13 protein-coding genes are annotated in these 16101 nt (G+C 50.3%); 5 read left to right on the top strand and 8 right to left on the bottom strand.

Going from position 1 to position 16101, the window contains the following annotated elements; genetic code table 11:
• Nucleotides 1-39 precede the first annotated feature (39 nt).
• The gene (locus ACR9YC_RS05560; protein WP_438730970.1) at nt 40-408 is read left to right on the top strand and encodes a GntR family transcriptional regulator; all 369 of its coding nucleotides are present in this window, start codon (nt 40-42) and stop codon (nt 406-408) included.
• Between the two features lie 18 nt (nt 409-426).
• Here ACR9YC_RS05560 and ACR9YC_RS05555 read toward each other — a convergent pair whose 3' ends face one another.
• The 5 genes from ACR9YC_RS05555 to ACR9YC_RS05535 form a co-directional block, all read right to left on the bottom strand.
• Nucleotides 427-2409, bottom strand: coding sequence for a tetratricopeptide repeat protein (locus ACR9YC_RS05555; protein ID WP_438730967.1), 1983 nt, complete (start codon nt 2407-2409; stop codon nt 427-429).
• Between the two features lie 9 nt (nt 2410-2418).
• Nucleotides 2419-3801 carry a PEP-CTERM-box response regulator transcription factor gene (gene prsR, locus ACR9YC_RS05550; RefSeq protein WP_438730964.1) on the bottom strand — a complete coding sequence of 461 codons (1383 nt, stop codon included), beginning with the start codon at nt 3799-3801 and terminating at the stop codon, nt 2419-2421.
• Between the two features lies 1 nt (nt 3802).
• Nucleotides 3803-5920, bottom strand: a complete 2118-nt coding sequence (gene prsK, locus ACR9YC_RS05545) for an XrtA/PEP-CTERM system histidine kinase PrsK (protein WP_438730961.1) — start codon at nt 5918-5920, stop codon at nt 3803-3805.
• 3 nt (nt 5921-5923) lie between these two features.
• Nucleotides 5924-7312, bottom strand: a complete 1389-nt coding sequence (locus ACR9YC_RS05540) for a TIGR03013 family XrtA/PEP-CTERM system glycosyltransferase (protein WP_438730958.1) — start codon at nt 7310-7312, stop codon at nt 5924-5926.
• Nucleotides 7313-7457: 145 nt separating this feature from the next.
• Complete coding sequence (locus ACR9YC_RS05535; protein WP_438730955.1) at nt 7458-8864, bottom strand: helix-turn-helix domain-containing protein; 1407 nt, start codon at nt 8862-8864, stop codon at nt 7458-7460.
• Nucleotides 8865-9011: 147 nt separating this feature from the next.
• On the opposite strand from ACR9YC_RS05535, the gene aceA reads away from it, so the two are divergent.
• Both aceA and ACR9YC_RS05525 read left to right on the top strand, forming a co-directional pair.
• Entirely contained in the window at nt 9012-10292 is a 1281-nt protein-coding gene (aceA, locus tag ACR9YC_RS05530) for an isocitrate lyase (protein ID WP_438730952.1), read from the top strand.
• A gap of 184 nt (nt 10293-10476) precedes the next feature.
• Complete coding sequence (locus ACR9YC_RS05525) at nt 10477-10992, top strand: hypothetical protein (protein WP_438730949.1); 516 nt, start codon at nt 10477-10479, stop codon at nt 10990-10992.
• A gap of 14 nt (nt 10993-11006) precedes the next feature.
• Here the strand turns inward: ACR9YC_RS05525 and ACR9YC_RS05520 are convergent, their stop codons facing one another.
• The 3 genes from ACR9YC_RS05520 to ACR9YC_RS05510 are packed head-to-tail and all read right to left on the bottom strand — an operon-like array spanning nt 11007 to nt 14452.
• Nucleotides 11007-12392: an amidohydrolase gene (locus tag ACR9YC_RS05520; RefSeq protein WP_438730947.1), complete on the bottom strand. Its 1386-nt coding sequence runs from the start codon at nt 12390-12392 to the stop codon at nt 11007-11009.
• 57 nt (nt 12393-12449) lie between these two features.
• Nucleotides 12450-13235 carry a 3-hydroxybutyrate dehydrogenase gene (locus tag ACR9YC_RS05515; protein WP_438730944.1) on the bottom strand — a complete coding sequence of 262 codons (786 nt, stop codon included), beginning with the start codon at nt 13233-13235 and terminating at the stop codon, nt 12450-12452.
• Between the two features lie 23 nt (nt 13236-13258).
• Nucleotides 13259-14452 (bottom strand): patatin-like phospholipase family protein, encoded by a 1194-nt coding sequence (locus tag ACR9YC_RS05510; protein ID WP_438730941.1) that lies wholly within the window; start codon nt 14450-14452, stop codon nt 13259-13261.
• A 171-nt stretch (nt 14453-14623) separates the two neighbouring features.
• Between ACR9YC_RS05510 and ypfJ the strand changes: the two genes are divergently transcribed.
• Both ypfJ and ACR9YC_RS05500 read left to right on the top strand, forming a co-directional pair.
• Nucleotides 14624-15547 carry a KPN_02809 family neutral zinc metallopeptidase gene (ypfJ, locus tag ACR9YC_RS05505; RefSeq protein WP_438730938.1) on the top strand — a complete coding sequence of 308 codons (924 nt, stop codon included), beginning with the start codon at nt 14624-14626 and terminating at the stop codon, nt 15545-15547.
• A 12-nt stretch (nt 15548-15559) separates the two neighbouring features.
• Complete coding sequence (locus ACR9YC_RS05500) at nt 15560-16069, top strand: hypothetical protein (RefSeq protein ID WP_438730935.1); 510 nt, start codon at nt 15560-15562, stop codon at nt 16067-16069.
• Nucleotides 16070-16101 lie beyond the last annotated feature (32 nt).

Raw genomic sequence — 16101 nt, 5'->3', positions numbered from 1 at the left:
CTTGACCTGCCCCGCTGTATTATGGCACTACGCCACCTTATGAAAGATACTCGACCAGTTTATGTGAAACTGCGCGATATTATCGCTGCGGCTATTCTTGACGGTACTTATGGCGAAGGCGACATCTTGCCTTCTGTACGCGCCTTGGCCGCGCGTGAAGGCGCCAACCCCTTAACAGTAGCAAAGGCCTATCAAGGTTTTCAGACTGACGGTTTGATTGAGGTGCAGCGCGGCGTAGGTATGTTCGTTGCAAAAGGCGCGCTTACCAAATTGCGCGATCATGAGCGTCAGGATTTCGTGAACAATATTTGGCCACCAGTGCGCGCACAAATGGAGCGACTGGGTATTAAGCCACAGGAGTTGCTGGCTATGGAGCAACGATCAAAAGTTGAGGCTGCAAGCGACTAACCAACTGTTCGGTCAGCATCAGGCCGCATCTTTATTATCTGCAAGTTCTTTGCTAGCGGTATTGTAACGCGTTCTGTAAAGATCGTTATCAGGCGCAATGATGACCGCTTTTTCATAGAGGTCCAGTGCATCTTCCCTGCGCTCCTCTATTGCCCATAATGTTTCCCCATAGGTGAAAGACACCGCCGCATTCATGGGCAATATGCTATAGGCCTTATGCGCAGTCCTGCGCGCGCCATCACTATTTCCTGACCGCAATTGTGCAATGGCCAAATCCGCGAGCAGCAAAGGCGTATTATCTCCGCGCCGCGCTCGCACTTCCTGAAGCGCTTCGCGGGCCAAATCAGCATTGCCTGCGTCGAGATATGCCAGCCCCAGCATATGCTTGGCTTGAAGATTATGCGGATTGGCAGCAAGATAACGCCGCAATAATGCTTGCATCTGTTCTCCGCGTCCCAATTGGGCCAGCATGTCATGCATTCTTACCATGACATCAAAAGAGAAGCGCGCAGATGATGCTTTTTCAAAATATGTCAGTGCCTTGGCATAATTGCGGCGCACAACCTCCACATCGCCCGCCAGCAGATTGCTGTCAACATAATCCGGATATTGCACTTGCAGGCGGAGCGCTTGTGCATAAGCTAAGTCCGCTCGCCCGTCATTGAGCAACCGCCTGATATAACGAATTCGGTGCTTCACATTGCCGGGCTCTTTGTTGATCAACAGGTTCAGATTGTTGGTATTTTCCGGTTCTGCCAAAAGTCGGAAGAATATGTTCGGTGATGCTGACGCAGTGTTGATATAATCGGTGGCGCCTTCAATATCGCCTTCCAACTGCAAGGCCAGAGCCATGATCGCAGAGGCATAGCCAGCCGAGACTGAAGAGAAACGGCCATCATTATAATCACTTTTCAGCTCTTCCAATTCGCCGCCCATAAGTTTGATCCGCATCAAAAGCTGTTGCGCTGATGGGTTGTGTGGTTGTTTCAGCAAAACATCTTCGCAATATTCATCAGCCTGCATCGCGTTTTGTGCTTGCAATTCCAATGCGCAGAGCAACAATTTTGGAGCAACTTGTTCATCCAGCCGGCCCCGTATTCTCTGCATCAGGCTACGCGCCAGATCAAATTCCCCTGCCCGCGCGGCAAGAACAGCCTGTAGATAATATCCATAGGTATTATCTGGTTCGAGGCTAAGTACTCTGCGGCTGGCAGCCAGCATGTCACGATACCGCCCAGCATCACCCAATGTCTGTGCATAAGCAATCAATGTCGGTATATGATCTGGGTCAATCTCTAGCGCGCGTTCAAACCAGGGCAGCGCAAAGGTCAACCCAAATTGTCGCCGTGACAATTCTCCGCGGTACAGCAGTGCGTCGATATTCTGATTATCCAGTTCAACGGCAAAATCTACAGCCTCAATGGCGCCTTTTTCATCTCCACCAAGAAAGCGAAAGCGGCCAATGGATACCCATAGATCAGCGTTGCGATCATTGGCTTTAATCGCAGCATCATAGGCAGAGCGGGCCGCATCGCGTTCTTCCAGTTCCAGCAAAGCCTCAGCCAAGATCCGCTGCGCATAACCGACATGCTCAGCTGCAACCGCGCCAGAAGTAATAACCTCTTTGGTCCGCTCATATTTATCTTGCATCAAAAGCGCATGCCCCATCAAATGGCGCAATTGCGCATCTTCCACGCCCAACTCACGTGCGCGTTTAATCTCTGCTTCTGCTGCAATAGGGTCTTTCAGTTTTAGATAAATCTGCCCCTGCAAGATGCGCGCGGCCTTCCATTCAGGGTCTTTTGCCAATGCATTGAGCATTTCAATCCGTGCTGCACGGTAATTATTCTCGGTAATATAATCATTAGCGCGCGCGAAAGAGGCTTTGGCATCGCTATTATCTTGCCCAATCACTGGCACAGCCAATGTCAGACATAGGATTGCCAGCACACAATATTGTGCGACCTTTGCCCAATAGGAAGAGGAAGAAAGAGTTGCCATCTTAGCCTGTTATTGCTTTTCCGCTGCTGGCTGCATGGAATATTGTTTCAAAAGGTCATAAAGTGTTGGCCGGCTGACACCCAATATTTTTGCCGCAGTTGAAATATTGCCCTCACTGCGCGCCAAAGCACGCCGAATGACTTTGCGATCGGTATGCTCGCGGGCAACCTTGATGTTCAAAACATCATCGTCTTCGCTATCATCATCCAATGGCAGGTCGAGATCATCAGCATGTACCGTTTTCCCTTCAGCCATGATAACAGCCCGTTTGATCCGGTTTTCCAGCTCTCGCACATTGCCCGGCCATTTCCACTCATCAATCCGCTTTAATGCATCAGGCGCGAAACCCTTAACGGTCGGGTTAAACTCAGCTGAAAAACTGTTCAGGAAATGTTTAGCAAGCAAGATAGGGTCGCCGGATCTGTCCGCTAGTTCGGGAATAGTGATGACAATTTCTGCCAAGCGATAATAGAGATCCTCGCGAAAAGTTCCCTCACGCTGCATCGTATCGAGATCCTGATGGGTAGCACAAACAATGCGCGTATCAACGGCAATGGTTTTGCGCCCGCCAATACGTTCAATGACCCGCTCTTGCAGAAAACGCAGCAGTTTGACCTGTAGGGGCAAGGGAATGTCACCCACCTCATCAAGGAAGAGAGTGCCGCCATGCGCTTGTTCGATTTTGCCTTCTGTCGTCTTAACAGCGCCAGTAAAGGCCCCCTTTTCATGCCCAAAAAGCTCCGACTCAAGCAGGTTTTCGGGTATGGCAGCGCAATTAATGGCGATAAATGCACCGCTGCGACGTTCCGAATTATCATGGACACCATGTGCCAGCAATTCTTTACCCGTACCACTGGCTCCCAACAGCAAAACGGATGCCGTTGTAGGTGCGACCCGCTCTATTGTTCGTGCGACTTTTAGCATCTCTGGTGCAGCCGTAATGATACGCCCCAAAACGCGGTTTCCGCTGCCAATATCGCTGGCCAGTCTGGCATTTTCTGCTTCAATCGCATGCAGCTGAAAAGCCCGTTCTACGATCAAGCCAAGGCGATCAATATCGACGGGCTTTTGGTAAAAATCATAAGCGCCCATTGCAATTGCATCGAGTGCGCTTTGATGCGCGCCGTGCCCGGATGCGATAATCACCTTGGTATCGGGCTTGAGTGACATAATTTCTGACAATGTAGCGAAACCCTCACTGCTGCCATCAGGATCTGGCGGCAGTCCAAGGTCAAGCGTTACGACATCCGGAGATTCCGAACGCAATAAAGCAAGCGCCTCTTTGCGATCATGGGCCTGAAAGACTTCATAATCATCATAAGCCCATTTCAGCTGCTTTTGCAGACCTTTATCATCTTCAACGATGAGAAGCTTGCGTGTTTCAATGGTCATCTCATGCTTTCTCTAATGCTTCTTTTTGATCGTCATTCATCAGCTGATATTGGTCTTCTGGCGCCAGCGGCAGGGAGATTATCATACGCGTACCAACATCTTCGCGGCTTTCGACCTCCAGCATCCCACCCATCGCCATAACCAGCGCTTTCGCTTCAAATGCACCGATGCCGAAACCGCCATCTTTCTGTGAAGAAAAAGGTTTAAATAATTTGTTACGCACGAACTCTGCGCTCATGCCGGTACCTTGATCGGCGACCTCCAAATATCCTTTATCACCCTTGCCATACCATTGCAGAATAACGGAATCAGTATCATTCTTGCTTGCATCAATGGCGTTTTGCAGCAAATGCAGCAGCACTTGCTCTAGGCTTACTGCATCGCCCATTACTGTCAGATTATCCGCGCCAATAATATTAATTGGATGACTCGGTGTCTTTTGCGCGGCAACATTGGTGACAAGTTTGGAAACATCTATAGGTGCCACATTGCTGGCCGCCCCTTGTCTGTAATTTGAAAGCCGCGACAGTGTTTCATTCAGCTTATCCACTGCGCCTTGCAGTGTTTCCAGCATATCAGCGCGAAATGCTGGCTTTTCGATATGCTTCTGCGCATTGCGTGACATCACCGATAATTGGCTGACTGTGTTTTTGATATCATGCATCACAAAGGCAAAGCGTCGATTGAAATCCTCAAATTGCTGTGCCTCAGCCAAAGCACTTTGTCCGCGCTCCTCGGCCAGATAACTCGCCGCCTGTCGCCCGGCTACACGCAGCATGTCCAAGTCTTCCCAGTCCAACGAACGATTAATTGTCGGGCGACCCAGCACGAGCAAACCGACCAGCTGTGCATAATGGACAAGCGGCACGACGATCCATGCACGACTCTCTTCAACCAACCAAGACGGAATATTATCTGAAACTTGTTTGTCGCTTGCGACCGCCTCACGCAAACTATCAAGCTCTGCAATATAGCCGCTATCCTGAAAAAATGTGACCGCATCATTATCTATCGCAATGGCCGGAACGTCTGCCGCAGGCCAATTCCATCTCTCCTGCAATGATAGATAACCGCCACTTTCGGACGTTAGCAACAGCCCTGATTTGCTATCGGTGATATCAGCAACAGCTTTGACGACTCTACTGTGAAAGGAAATATCTTCGCCTTCATCTTGTCCGATTGTATCAGCAAAGCGTATCCATTCTGCACGGTAATCATAGCGGTGCTGGAAAAAATGCTTTGCAATCTTGACCTTAAACCACGCACGAAAGCTGTTCGAAGGCAGCAATACCAATGCCGCCAAGGACGTGCCGAATATAAAACTGACCTGTGTAAGTTGGGCATATTCACCAGCGAAGAAAGATAATATCTGTACGGCCATAACCATGACGACCAGATAGAAACCAATGGCGACCAAAGAGAATGAGTGAAAAGCTATGCTGCGTGATAATTGTACTTTCAGTTCACCGTGACTGCGTACGGCCAAAGCGAAAAGCGGTGTCAAAAATATCGCAATAATACCCCGCATCGCCAACAACTCATATGAAGGTGCGTTGGAGAGATAGGTAATTGTATAGAGGTTAAGGTCGAAGAACCACAAAACGGCCAGGCCAGACATAGGCAATCTTATCGCCATCCGTGCTTGCGGGGAGGCTACGCTATAAAGATTATGCACCAGCACCAACGCACCGACCGCAAAAATCATGCGCAAAATCGTCGATGTGAAAAACAGGAATGAATATTGCGCAGCCAAAGACGCCATATTCACCGCTATTGCGTCCACAAAAAACTGCAATAGCAAAATAGCACACATGACAAGATATAAGATGCTGACCGTGGGTGGCTGCTCATGACTTTCATCAGAGCGCAGCAAGATATACATAAATAAAAGCAAAGCGCCGTTGCGCACTGTTTCCATAAAATAGGCCAACAGACTAAGCGGCCCTTCCCATGAACAGGTCAACGCCCAGGCCGATGTCAGCACCAACGCAAGAATCATGGCCTTATGCGTTGGTTGCCGCAGATACGCCTTTTGCAACATCCATATCGCTAGCGCACCGTTTAATGCGGCAGCCAGCAAATGCCCAAAAGTACCAATAAAGGGGAAGATATCGGCCATTATTTAACGGGCACCATCCGCCCAAAGCACGACCCGCAATGTCTGCAACAATATCAATATATCCAGAAACGGAGTATAGTTTTTGGCATAATAAAGATCATATTCCAGCTTCTGCCGAGCATCATCAATCGACGCGCCATAGGGATAATTGATCTGTGCCCAACCGGTAATCCCTGGCTTCACGACATGCCGCTCATTATAATAGCGTATTTGTGTTTGCAGTTCAGAGATAAATTGCGGACGTTCAGGCCGAGGACCAACAAAGCTCATTTCACCCTTTAACACGCTCCAGGCTTGCGGCAGTTCGTCAATACGGGTTTTGCGAATAAATCGCCCTATACGCGTAATACGAGGGTCATTAGCCTGCGCCCATACAGCTTTGCCATCGCCCTCAGCATCCGTGCGCATGGAGCGCAATTTTGTAATGTAAAATGGCTGGCCGTAAAGGCCCGTACGCTCTTGCCGGAAAAAGGCCGGCCCCTTGCTGTCCAATTTCACTAGCAGAGCAAATAATGCCACCACTGGACCAAAAAGTATCAGCAAAATGACACTGGCTGTGATATCGAAAAGCCGTTTTGCGATGCTGGAAAGCCAGCGGCCAGAGGAAAAACCGTCAGAGAAAATCAGCCAGCTTGGATCAACAGAGTCGAGATCGATGCGACCAGTTTCCCGCTCAAAAAAGCTCGATAAATCATTAACATGCACGCCCAGTGTTTTGATGCGCAACAAATCTTGTAAAGGAAGCGCATTGCGCCGTTCCTCAAGAGCCAACACCACCTCGCTGACATTCAGCTTTTCAACATAGCGGGCAAAATTCTTAATCGCTGAGCGCGCCAAGGCTTCTTCAATAACAGGCTCACCATTGCCCATATCGATAAAGCCCACCACGACGAAACCAGCGTCGCTACGCTCACCAAGTTCCAAAATCCGCTGCGCACGATTGCCTGCCCCCAAAACCAATAACCGCCGACGAAAAGCGCCCATACCCAATATGCCGTTGAGTAATATCCGGTTAGCAACCAATGAGACGATGGAAAAAATCATCGCGTACAACAATATGGAACGCCAAAGTGTACTGCCCGGTATCAGGAAAAACATGAGTGATAACAATATGATGCCAAGCGATATGGCGACTGCCAAACGCGCAATGGCAAAGCGCAGACGCAGCAAAGCATCTGTACCATAGACCCCGACTGATATCATTGACACCTGTTGCAAAACAGCAAAACTAAAAATCGGCACCATACGATCAGCAAAGTTGCCGCTATCAATCGCCAATTGTGACGTGCGCAGTTGCCAACCCAATTCTGCGGCTAAGAATAGCAGCACAAAGTCTATAAGACCAAGCAGCACAACGGCATGTGGAACATAGTGTTTGAACAATCGAAACATGTGTGTGGGCGCTCTCAATAATGGCTTCCCAGACGCCATAGACAAAACTGGTGAAGTGTCGGTTAATTTTACACACTATGCTTTTGCAAACTATTTTTGCACAATACAATGATCGTTACACTGCCAGTGCAATTACGATCGGCGCTTATTGGATGTTCCAAGAGGCAAAAGGTATCCTGAGCGCGGACTGTTCGTCTATATGCAGCCTTTGTAAACTTTGTGGTTCTGCACGTTGGCGGCAGTCATCTCTTATGCAGGAACGGCATCCTGTCCCGATAGGTGTTGCCTTTTCCGGCTGAATATTGCGCGTATAACCGGGCGTGAGCTGTTCGATAAAATCTGCCCGCACACCCAGACCAATAACATGTTCCGCAGCCTGATCCGCTCTGCCAAGGCCATAAACGGATTGACCGCCAACGATCCGCGCCAAGGTTAGCCAACGCGTGCCATCCTCTGTTTCCACCAATTGGCTTCGAATATTGCCTGAAGCTGAAAAACCATAGTGAATCTGCCACAATGGGCAGCTTCCCGTGCTTTGAGTCAATGCCGTGCCGCTGGCCCCGCTATAACGTTTGGAGAATTGGCCGGCGCGATCAACTTTGATCATAAAGAAAGGCAGGCCGCGCTGCCCCACACGCTGTAATGTTGTTAGCCGATGCGCAACTTGCTCAAAACTCGCGCCAAATCGGCGCTGCAAAACAACAATATTATATCCTGTCTGGTCGCAAGCACGCAAAAAGCGTCCATATGGCATAACAATGGCAGCGGCAAAATAGCTGAACAAATGCCGTCGATAGAGCTTCTCTGCCGCGTCATCACCAAATTTCGCACTTTGTGCCAGCAGTTCAATTTCATCGCGAAATTCAAGTTGCGCGACAAGATAGGCCGCACGGAAAGTCCGTGATTCCTGCGTCAGCATTTCCGCAAGCTGCAATTGCCGCGCATGCATATCGAATCGATGCAGATATTCCGGCAAAATGTCTTCAGGCAAGACCCGAATCATGATCTGGTGCTTTTCCCTTAACCTTGCGCTCAAAGCAGCGAAGATATCATTATTGGCTGCGCGCAAACTATCCGCTAATATCTCAGCCTGTGCATCGATATCGGGATAGTGATTTTGCCGCCGTTCAATTTCTGCCCTAACGAGGTCGAGCGCGATATGCCCAGAGGCCAAGTCCTGCCCACCTGTCGCAGCCACACCGCCTTCAAACGCTCTGCTAAACGCCTCTACCAGCTGCGGGGCACCAACCATCCAGTCAGCGATCATATCACGATCAATATCCAGATCGGCAAACGCTCCCGTCGCTAACTTGCTGGCTAGGCTATCTACGCCGCCTCCAGGATTCTCCTCGAGCAATTGTTGCGGTGAGAATCCAAAACGCTCTGCCAATTGCAGCATGAGCCGGGCCGTCAGCGGTCTTTGGTTCTTCTCCAGCAGGTTGAGATAGCTCGGCGATATTGTCAGAGCACGGGCCATAGCCGTTTGGGTTAACCCCTGAGTCTGGCGCAATCTTTTCAGTGCCATGCCGGCGTAAAGGCGATCGGTGTGCATGACTCTATTTTGTCAATATGTTTACAACAACACAAGTTTATTTTTACTGATCAAATTTTTTTACACAAAGATTTACAGAAAAAATGCAAGGGAATCGGTGATGGGCCGTATCAAGAATGTGCCCTCCCTGAAAAAAGGTTTACAAAAATGACAAACTTCTCCGATCTCGTTCCCACAACAAATGGCCGCTTTGACGGCATCAACCGCAATTACACCGCAGATGAAGTTGAGAAACTTCGTGGTTCTGTTCAAATCGAATATACCCTGGCACGCCGCGGCTCAGAAAAGCTGTGGGATCTTTTGAAGAACGAAGATTATGTCAATGCACTCGGCGCAATGAGTGGTAATCAGGCCATGCAGATGGTCCGCGCAGGTTTGAAAGCCATTTATCTTTCTGGTTGGCAAGTTGCGGCAGACGCTAACACTGCTGGTGCCATGTATCCTGACCAATCCCTATATCCCGCCAATGCAGGCCCCGAATTGGCGAAAAAAATTAACAATGCGTTGCAGCGTGCCGACCAGATTGAGCATAGTGAAGGCAATGTTACGCGTGATTGGTTCGCCCCCATTGTGGCCGACGCAGAGGCTGGTTTTGGCGGCCCGCTTAACTGTTTTGAGATTATGAAGGCCTATATTGCGGCTGGCGCTGCGGGTGTTCATTTTGAAGATCAATTAGCATCTGAAAAGAAATGCGGCCATTTGGGCGGCAAGGTTCTTATCCCCACACAGGCACATATTCGCAATTTGAACGCTGCACGTATGGCTGCCGATGTTTGCGGCGTACCAACGGTTATCTGTGCTCGTACAGACGCGGAAAGTGCCAAACTGATAACATCTGATGTTGATGAACGCGATCACGAATTCCTGACCGGCGAACGCACACCTGAAGGCTTTTTCCGCCTTAAAGAAGGCACTGGGGTAGACCATTGCATCAAGCGCGGTATAGCCTTTGCGGAACATGCTGATCTGTTATGGTGGGAAACATCCAAACCTAATCTTGATGATGCAAAGCGCTTTGCAGAAGCTATCCAAAAAGCGCACCCCGGCAAGATGATGGCCTATAACTGTTCACCAAGTTTCAACTGGGAAGCCAATCTGGACAAAGACACTATCGCCAAATATCAGCGCGAATTGGGCGCGATGGGTTACAAATTCCAATTTGTTACGCTCGCCGGTTTCCACCAGCTCAACTATGGCATGTTTGAACTGGCACGCGGGTATAAAGACCGCGGCATGGCGGCATATTCAGAGCTGCAGCAGGCAGAATTCAGCGCAGAAGCAAATGGTTATACCGCCACACGCCACCAGCGCGAAGTAGGCACGGGTTACTTCGACAAAGTAGCAACGGCCATTGGCGGCGGCCAAAGCTCAACAACAGCATTGGCTGAAAGCACTGAGGCTGACCAATTTAAAAAAGAAGCGGCATAAGCTGCTCAAAGTGGAAATGATCGGTCAAATTTAGACCGGCATTTCCATAATAAGGTTCTTTCCTGGGGAGGAAAGCCTGGGCCTTGCCCCGATCGCCAGAGCAGAAATGCTCTGGCGATTTTGTATATTAACACCAGCATAGAAAAGCCCGTCTTGCTTAAACTTTACTTTACGTCCTTAGGCTATGACCAGATCTGATCATTATAAGCCGACGGAAAAGAAAATGCTGAAACCATTATTAGGCGCTGCCGCAGTCCTGCTGGTAATGATTGCTTTGCTAGCGGGTAATCTGAACAGCGATTTTAGCAAAAGTGCAGAACCTGTGCAGGTAGCAGAGGTTGAAAAGCCGAAAGACAAGTTGCGGCCAAATCAGGTTTTCTCTCGCCAAGCACCCGATCCTCTAGAAGCGCCAGACCCGGGCTTTGTAGAAGACGAAATTTATTATGATGAACAAGACGGCGAAGACCCTTTTGCTGTTCCAGAGGGCACAAATGACCCCTTTGCCTCTTCGCCTTTCATTGATCCGAATAGCGGGTTTGCCGGTGAAGATTTTCAGGAAGACAAAAAACCGGCCACAGCCAGTGCGCCTGTCAGCCCAAGAAAAGGGCGTGCAGACGGCGTTATCCGACCAGGACCTCTCCCAGATCGCTCAGGGCCGCAAAACCCATCCTTGGCTACACAAGACGTAATCTCACGCTAACCAGAAAAAATAACCTATTTGGCCATGAGTTTCAGGGTCGCTGCTGTCATCGCTTCCGTTGCTGTCGACACTACTTTTTCAGCATCAGGTGCCCAGAAGGGACTGTGCAGCGAAGGCAGTTTCGATCTATCGCCATTGACCGCTGCAAGGTCTTCTTCTGCTACACCGCCAACCCAGAAAATCAGGCTTTGGATATTGTCAGGGTCGGCGCGGCGGAACTGGCTGAAATCTTCTCCGCCCATGACTGCAGGTGTTTCGAAAACCCGTTCAGGGCCAAAACGCTGAGTGAAAAGGCCAGCAATATCTTGGGTCAATTCAGGATCATTATATGTCGATGGTGTAAATTGGTCATCTGCTGTCACCACCGGCAACAAGTCCTCGGGCAACCCTGCCGCGATGCCCTGCCCGCGCGCCACACGTGCTATCCCGTCAAGCAGGATTTTGCGCGTTTCATCGCTATAGCTACGCACCGTCAGCAACAGATTGGCTTCGTCAGAAATGATGTTATGCTTTGAGCCTGCACGGAAACTGCCAACGGTGATGACCGCAGGTTCTTGCGGGCTGACTTCGCGGCTAACAATAGTCTGTAGGCCAAGGACAATCTGACTGGCCAGCACGACCGGATCTTTGGCGGTCTGCGGATATGCACCATGGCCGCCAATACCCCTTACACGCACATTGATACTATCGACATTCGCCAATGCGTAACCGGAAGTATAGCCAATCATTCCTGCGGGAAATTGCGCTGCATCATGGAAACCCAGAACATAATCCGGTTTTGGAAAACGGGTGAACAGACCATCTTCCAGCATCGCCTTAGCGCCAGAGCCAATTTCTTCCGCTGGCTGCAAAATCATCACCAAAGTGCCGGACCATTCGCCTTTACGGGTTACCATTTGCCGCGCGGTACCCACCCATGCCGCCATGTGCGTATCATGGCCGCAAGCATGCATTACCGGGCTTTCAATGCCTTTACCGGTCGTCGCAATAATTTTGGAGGCATAGGGCAGACCCGTCTGTTCCGCGACAGGCAATCCATCCATATCCGCCCGCAACATCACCACAGGGCCAGGGCCATTTTCCATGACCGCAACAACACCTGTCTGGCCGACACCTTCGGTTACTGAAAAGCCTAAACGGCGTGCTTCTTCTGCCAATTTGGCAGCTGTCTTAAACTCCTGAAAGCTAAGCTCAGGATTGGCGTGCAGATCGCGATAAAGTGCAACCAGCGAATCCAGATCGCGTTCAATATCTGCTCGCAGCTTACCGCCAGCAGCTGCACCAGAGTCATGGTCTGGCTGGCCAGCCGATGCAGCAAGCGCAATAAAAAGTGAGGCTAATCCCATGGCAATCGCAGCGCATGATGCCAATGTGGCGGGCCTAATGTGTGATGAACGCATAATATCTCTCCTGAACTGAAACAAAGGCTAGCAAGACCGCACGCCGATGTCAGCGGTTTATTGCACTGACCAGCCGCCATCCATGGAAAGGTTTGCGCCTGTAATCGCTTTGGCTTCATCACGGCATAAATATAGCGCCATGCTGGCGACCTGATCGGGGGTGACAAACTCCTTGGTCGGTTGTGCTTTCAGCAAAACATCATTGATAACCTCTTCACGGGTCATATTGCGCGTCGCCATTGTGTCGGGAATCTGACCTTCAACCAATGGTGTCCAAACGTAACCCGGGCTAATCGCGTTAACGGTAATGCCATGCTCAGCTGTTTCCAGTGCGAGTGTTTTGGTCAATCCGGCAATGGCATGTTTGGCCGCAACATAAGCAGACTTACCCGGACTGGCGACCAAAGAATGCGCCGATGCCGTAGCGATTATTCGCCCCCATCCCTGCTCCTTCATATAGGGTATCGCCAAGCGCGATGTATGAAAGGCAGCGCTAAGGTTAAGCGCGATGATGAGGTTCCATTTATCAACCGGAAACTCTTCAACCTTGGCAACATGCTGAGTGCCAGCATTGTTAATCAAAATATCTACGCCGCCCAATTCCGCTGCTGCATAAGCGAACATATCGGCAATCGCCGTCTCATCAGTTAGGTCAGCGCCAGAATATAGGGCCGTACCGCCACTTATTCCCGCCAGCTCCGAACGCATGGCTTCAATCTCATCAGCGTCCCCAAAACCGTTTAACACGATATTGGCCCCCTCTTTTGCCAAAGCCTGTGCATAAGCAAGGCCGATGCCAGAGGTTGAACCCGTTACCAGAGCCGTCTTACCCTTTAGAAACATATGTGCCTTTCCTTTTCCTAAAATTATCCAATGCTGTTTTCAGTGAGGCTATGCACATCAAAGGCATCGGTCTTTCCATCAAGAATATTGCGCGCCAAAAGGCCGCGTTTGGACATAACTGCCTGAACAGCATCCTGCCCCTGCTGCCAATGTTGCTCCATCGTGGCGCGTGAAAATTCAAAATCCCGTGCGCCGCTTTCCCAACTTTGTGGCCGATAGATCAGATGAACAATGTTCGCGGCTTGCTCGGTTGTCATTGCGCGCAGCGCCTTCACATTCTCGTCTTCAGCCATGCTATCGGGCAGTTTGTCCAACAGAGCACGCAATTGCGCATGTTCACGGCGCAGCGCCAGATAATAGTCTGTTGTCGCCCTAGTACGGCTGGAATATCGAATGTCTTTTTCGCGGCTGAGCACATCGCCAAAATTTTTGGGCATGCGCCCTCTTGCAGAGAAAAGATCAACCTGAAAGATCAACATATCCTCGGTTTGATGTTCCAGCACATAAGCCAATGGTGTATTGCTCACCAATCCGCCATCCCAATAATATTGCCCATCAATCTCCACTGGTGCAAAACCCGGCGGCAGCGCGCCGGACGCCATGATATGCCGTGCATCAATCTTGACCGCATCATCTTTTGATCGCGTATCAAAATAACGAAAATTGCCCGTTTCTACATTCACCGCGCCAACCGATAATCGTATTGGGCCGTCATTGAGTCGCTCCCAATCAACATAGCGGTTGAGCGTTTCGATCATTGGGCTGGTATCATAAAGGCTTAGCGCATTATCGCTGCCTGGAATGGCGAAAGATGGTGGCAGCATATGGGGCTTATAAAATCCCGGCACACCAAAGGTCGCTGCGGTAAACGCTCCAAAATTATGGTTGGCGGTTCTCGTCCAATCATTTTCCAATGTCAGCCAATTGGGTAATATGCCGGATACTTCTTCCCAGAAAGCCCGCATCTGCCCAAGGGCGACCTCGAAACGGTTTCCAGCAATAATCGCGCTGTTTATCGCCCCGATAGAAATTCCTGCGAGCCAGTCAATGCGGATATTGCTCTCAACCATCGCATGATAGACCCCGCCCTGATAGGAGCCCAAAGCACCGCCACCCTGAAGCACCAGAGCAACTGTTTCAGGCAAAGGCAGTGAACAATTTTCCGGATCAATGGTTGCGGGTTTGGCGATAGCAGGGTGCACTGGGGATTGTGTCATAAGGACGACCTTAAAATATAACAGATTTGCGGCGACGAATGTCTTGGCATCAGAATATGCGTAACGCCGAATGGATGATAATGTAACAGTCACCAACCATTGCCGCAAAGCCTATTCCCCTTTTTATCATATCTCTCTATTGTTCGGCGCGAGCTAGGAGGAATTACCGTTATGCGGCTAGATGATTATCGCACCAGCAAGAATGTAAGGGACCAGCGCGGCTCCGCAGGACGAGGATCTGGCGGCAGAGGCTTTCGCTTGCCAATGGGCGGCGGACGTTCTGTTGGAGGCGGCAAAATCGGCATCGGTACAATCATCATAGGATTGATCGCAGTATTCGTTTTTGGTGCTGATCCACAGGCTCTGCTCAGCGGTCTGCAAGGCGGAAGTGTCAGCGGTGATATTGCTGGACAGCAATCGGCTGGTGTTGGCGGCAGCAATGCCGAAGAAAGCTGCGCCATCGACCAGAAAAGCAAATTCTCATGTCAGGTTCTGGCCAGTACAGAGGATACTTGGGCCCCTATCTTCCAGCAAAATGGCCAGCGCTATCAGCCAACAGTGCTGAATTTCTACTCACAGACGGGCACATCCGGCTGTGGTCAGGCACAATCTACCATGGGTCCATTTTATTGCCCTGCCGATAATGGCATCTATCTCGACACGACATTTTTTGACGAATTGGCGACGCGCTTCGGAGCTGCAGGCGACTTTGCACAGGCCTATGTCATCGCGCATGAAGTTGGGCATCATATTCAAACGATCACAGGCCGCTCCGCAGAAGTGAGGCGCTTGCAAGCGCGCAGCAGCAAGGCAGAGAGCAATGCGCTACAGGTTCGCATGGAATTGGAAGCAGATTGCTATGCCGGCGTCTGGGCCGCACGAAATGCAGAGCGCATTGAGCCAGGGGACATTTCCGAAGGCATGGCTGCTGCAAATGCCATTGGCGATGATACATTACAGCGCAATGCCGGACGCCGCCCCATGCCAGAAAGTTTCACACACGGTACTTCTGCACAGCGCAAGCGCTGGCTTCAAACCGGCCTGGAAAACGGCAATCCAGCATCTTGCGATACATTTTCAGCACGTGCACTTTAAGGCAATTTAACGATGAACACATTCTGCAAAACCACCGGCTTAGCAGCAGCTTTATTACTGGCGACATCGGCCTCTGCACAAACCGCAGACCCGGATAAGTCAGACACCGAAACCGCCAAAGATGTAGCAACGCAACCCGCTGAAGACCTAAATCTTGAAGAAAAAGAGATACCTAAGGAATTGCAGGAAATTGTCGAACAGCCCTATTCGCTGGAAAATATTCGTACGTGCCGTGATATTCGCAGTGCCGTGCGCAAGTTGGACAAAGTGTTGGGTGACGATCTTGATGTTGTGGAAGAGGACAGCAAAGCAGATAAACGCCGCAAAACCGCTAGTTCAATCGGCAAATCCCTACTTGGCGGCCTTATCCCGTTCCGCGGTATTGTGAGAGAGATTACTGGCGCAGCAGCGCAGCAACGCCGTTATGATCAGGCTGTATATGCCGGCGTCGTGCGGCGCAGCTTCCTAAAAGGCATTGGCAAGGAGCGCGGTTGTAAATTCCCCGCTGCGCCCAAGCAGTGAAGGTCCGAGCCATATGCGGCAAATTGGTTGAA

Source organism: Parasphingorhabdus sp. DH2-15, from assembly GCF_051668705.1.
In the GTDB taxonomy this organism is placed as follows: Bacteria; Pseudomonadota; Alphaproteobacteria; order Sphingomonadales; family Sphingomonadaceae; genus Alterisphingorhabdus.
This window is presented reverse-complemented; position numbering and strand designations above follow the sequence as displayed.

Coding starts and splice junctions, on each gene's coding strand:
- ACR9YC_RS05560 (WP_438730970.1), top strand. CDS start 40: ATGAAAGATACTCGACCAGTTTATGTGAAACTGCGCGATATTATCGCT.
- ACR9YC_RS05555 (WP_438730967.1), bottom strand. CDS start 2,409: ATGGCAACTCTTTCTTCCTCTTCCTATTGGGCAAAGGTCGCACAATAT.
- prsR (WP_438730964.1), bottom strand. CDS start 3,801: ATGACCATTGAAACACGCAAGCTTCTCATCGTTGAAGATGATAAAGGT.
- prsK (WP_438730961.1), bottom strand. CDS start 5,920: ATGGCCGATATCTTCCCCTTTATTGGTACTTTTGGGCATTTGCTGGCT.
- ACR9YC_RS05540 (WP_438730958.1), bottom strand. CDS start 7,312: ATGTTTCGATTGTTCAAACACTATGTTCCACATGCCGTTGTGCTGCTT.
- ACR9YC_RS05535 (WP_438730955.1), bottom strand. CDS start 8,864: ATGCACACCGATCGCCTTTACGCCGGCATGGCACTGAAAAGATTGCGC.
- aceA (WP_438730952.1), top strand. CDS start 9,012: ATGACAAACTTCTCCGATCTCGTTCCCACAACAAATGGCCGCTTTGAC.
- ACR9YC_RS05525 (WP_438730949.1), top strand. CDS start 10,477: ATGACCAGATCTGATCATTATAAGCCGACGGAAAAGAAAATGCTGAAA.
- ACR9YC_RS05520 (WP_438730947.1), bottom strand. CDS start 12,392: ATGCGTTCATCACACATTAGGCCCGCCACATTGGCATCATGCGCTGCG.
- ACR9YC_RS05515 (WP_438730944.1), bottom strand. CDS start 13,235: ATGTTTCTAAAGGGTAAGACGGCTCTGGTAACGGGTTCAACCTCTGGC.
- ACR9YC_RS05510 (WP_438730941.1), bottom strand. CDS start 14,452: ATGACACAATCCCCAGTGCACCCTGCTATCGCCAAACCCGCAACCATT.
- ypfJ (WP_438730938.1), top strand. CDS start 14,624: ATGCGGCTAGATGATTATCGCACCAGCAAGAATGTAAGGGACCAGCGC.
- ACR9YC_RS05500 (WP_438730935.1), top strand. CDS start 15,560: ATGAACACATTCTGCAAAACCACCGGCTTAGCAGCAGCTTTATTACTG.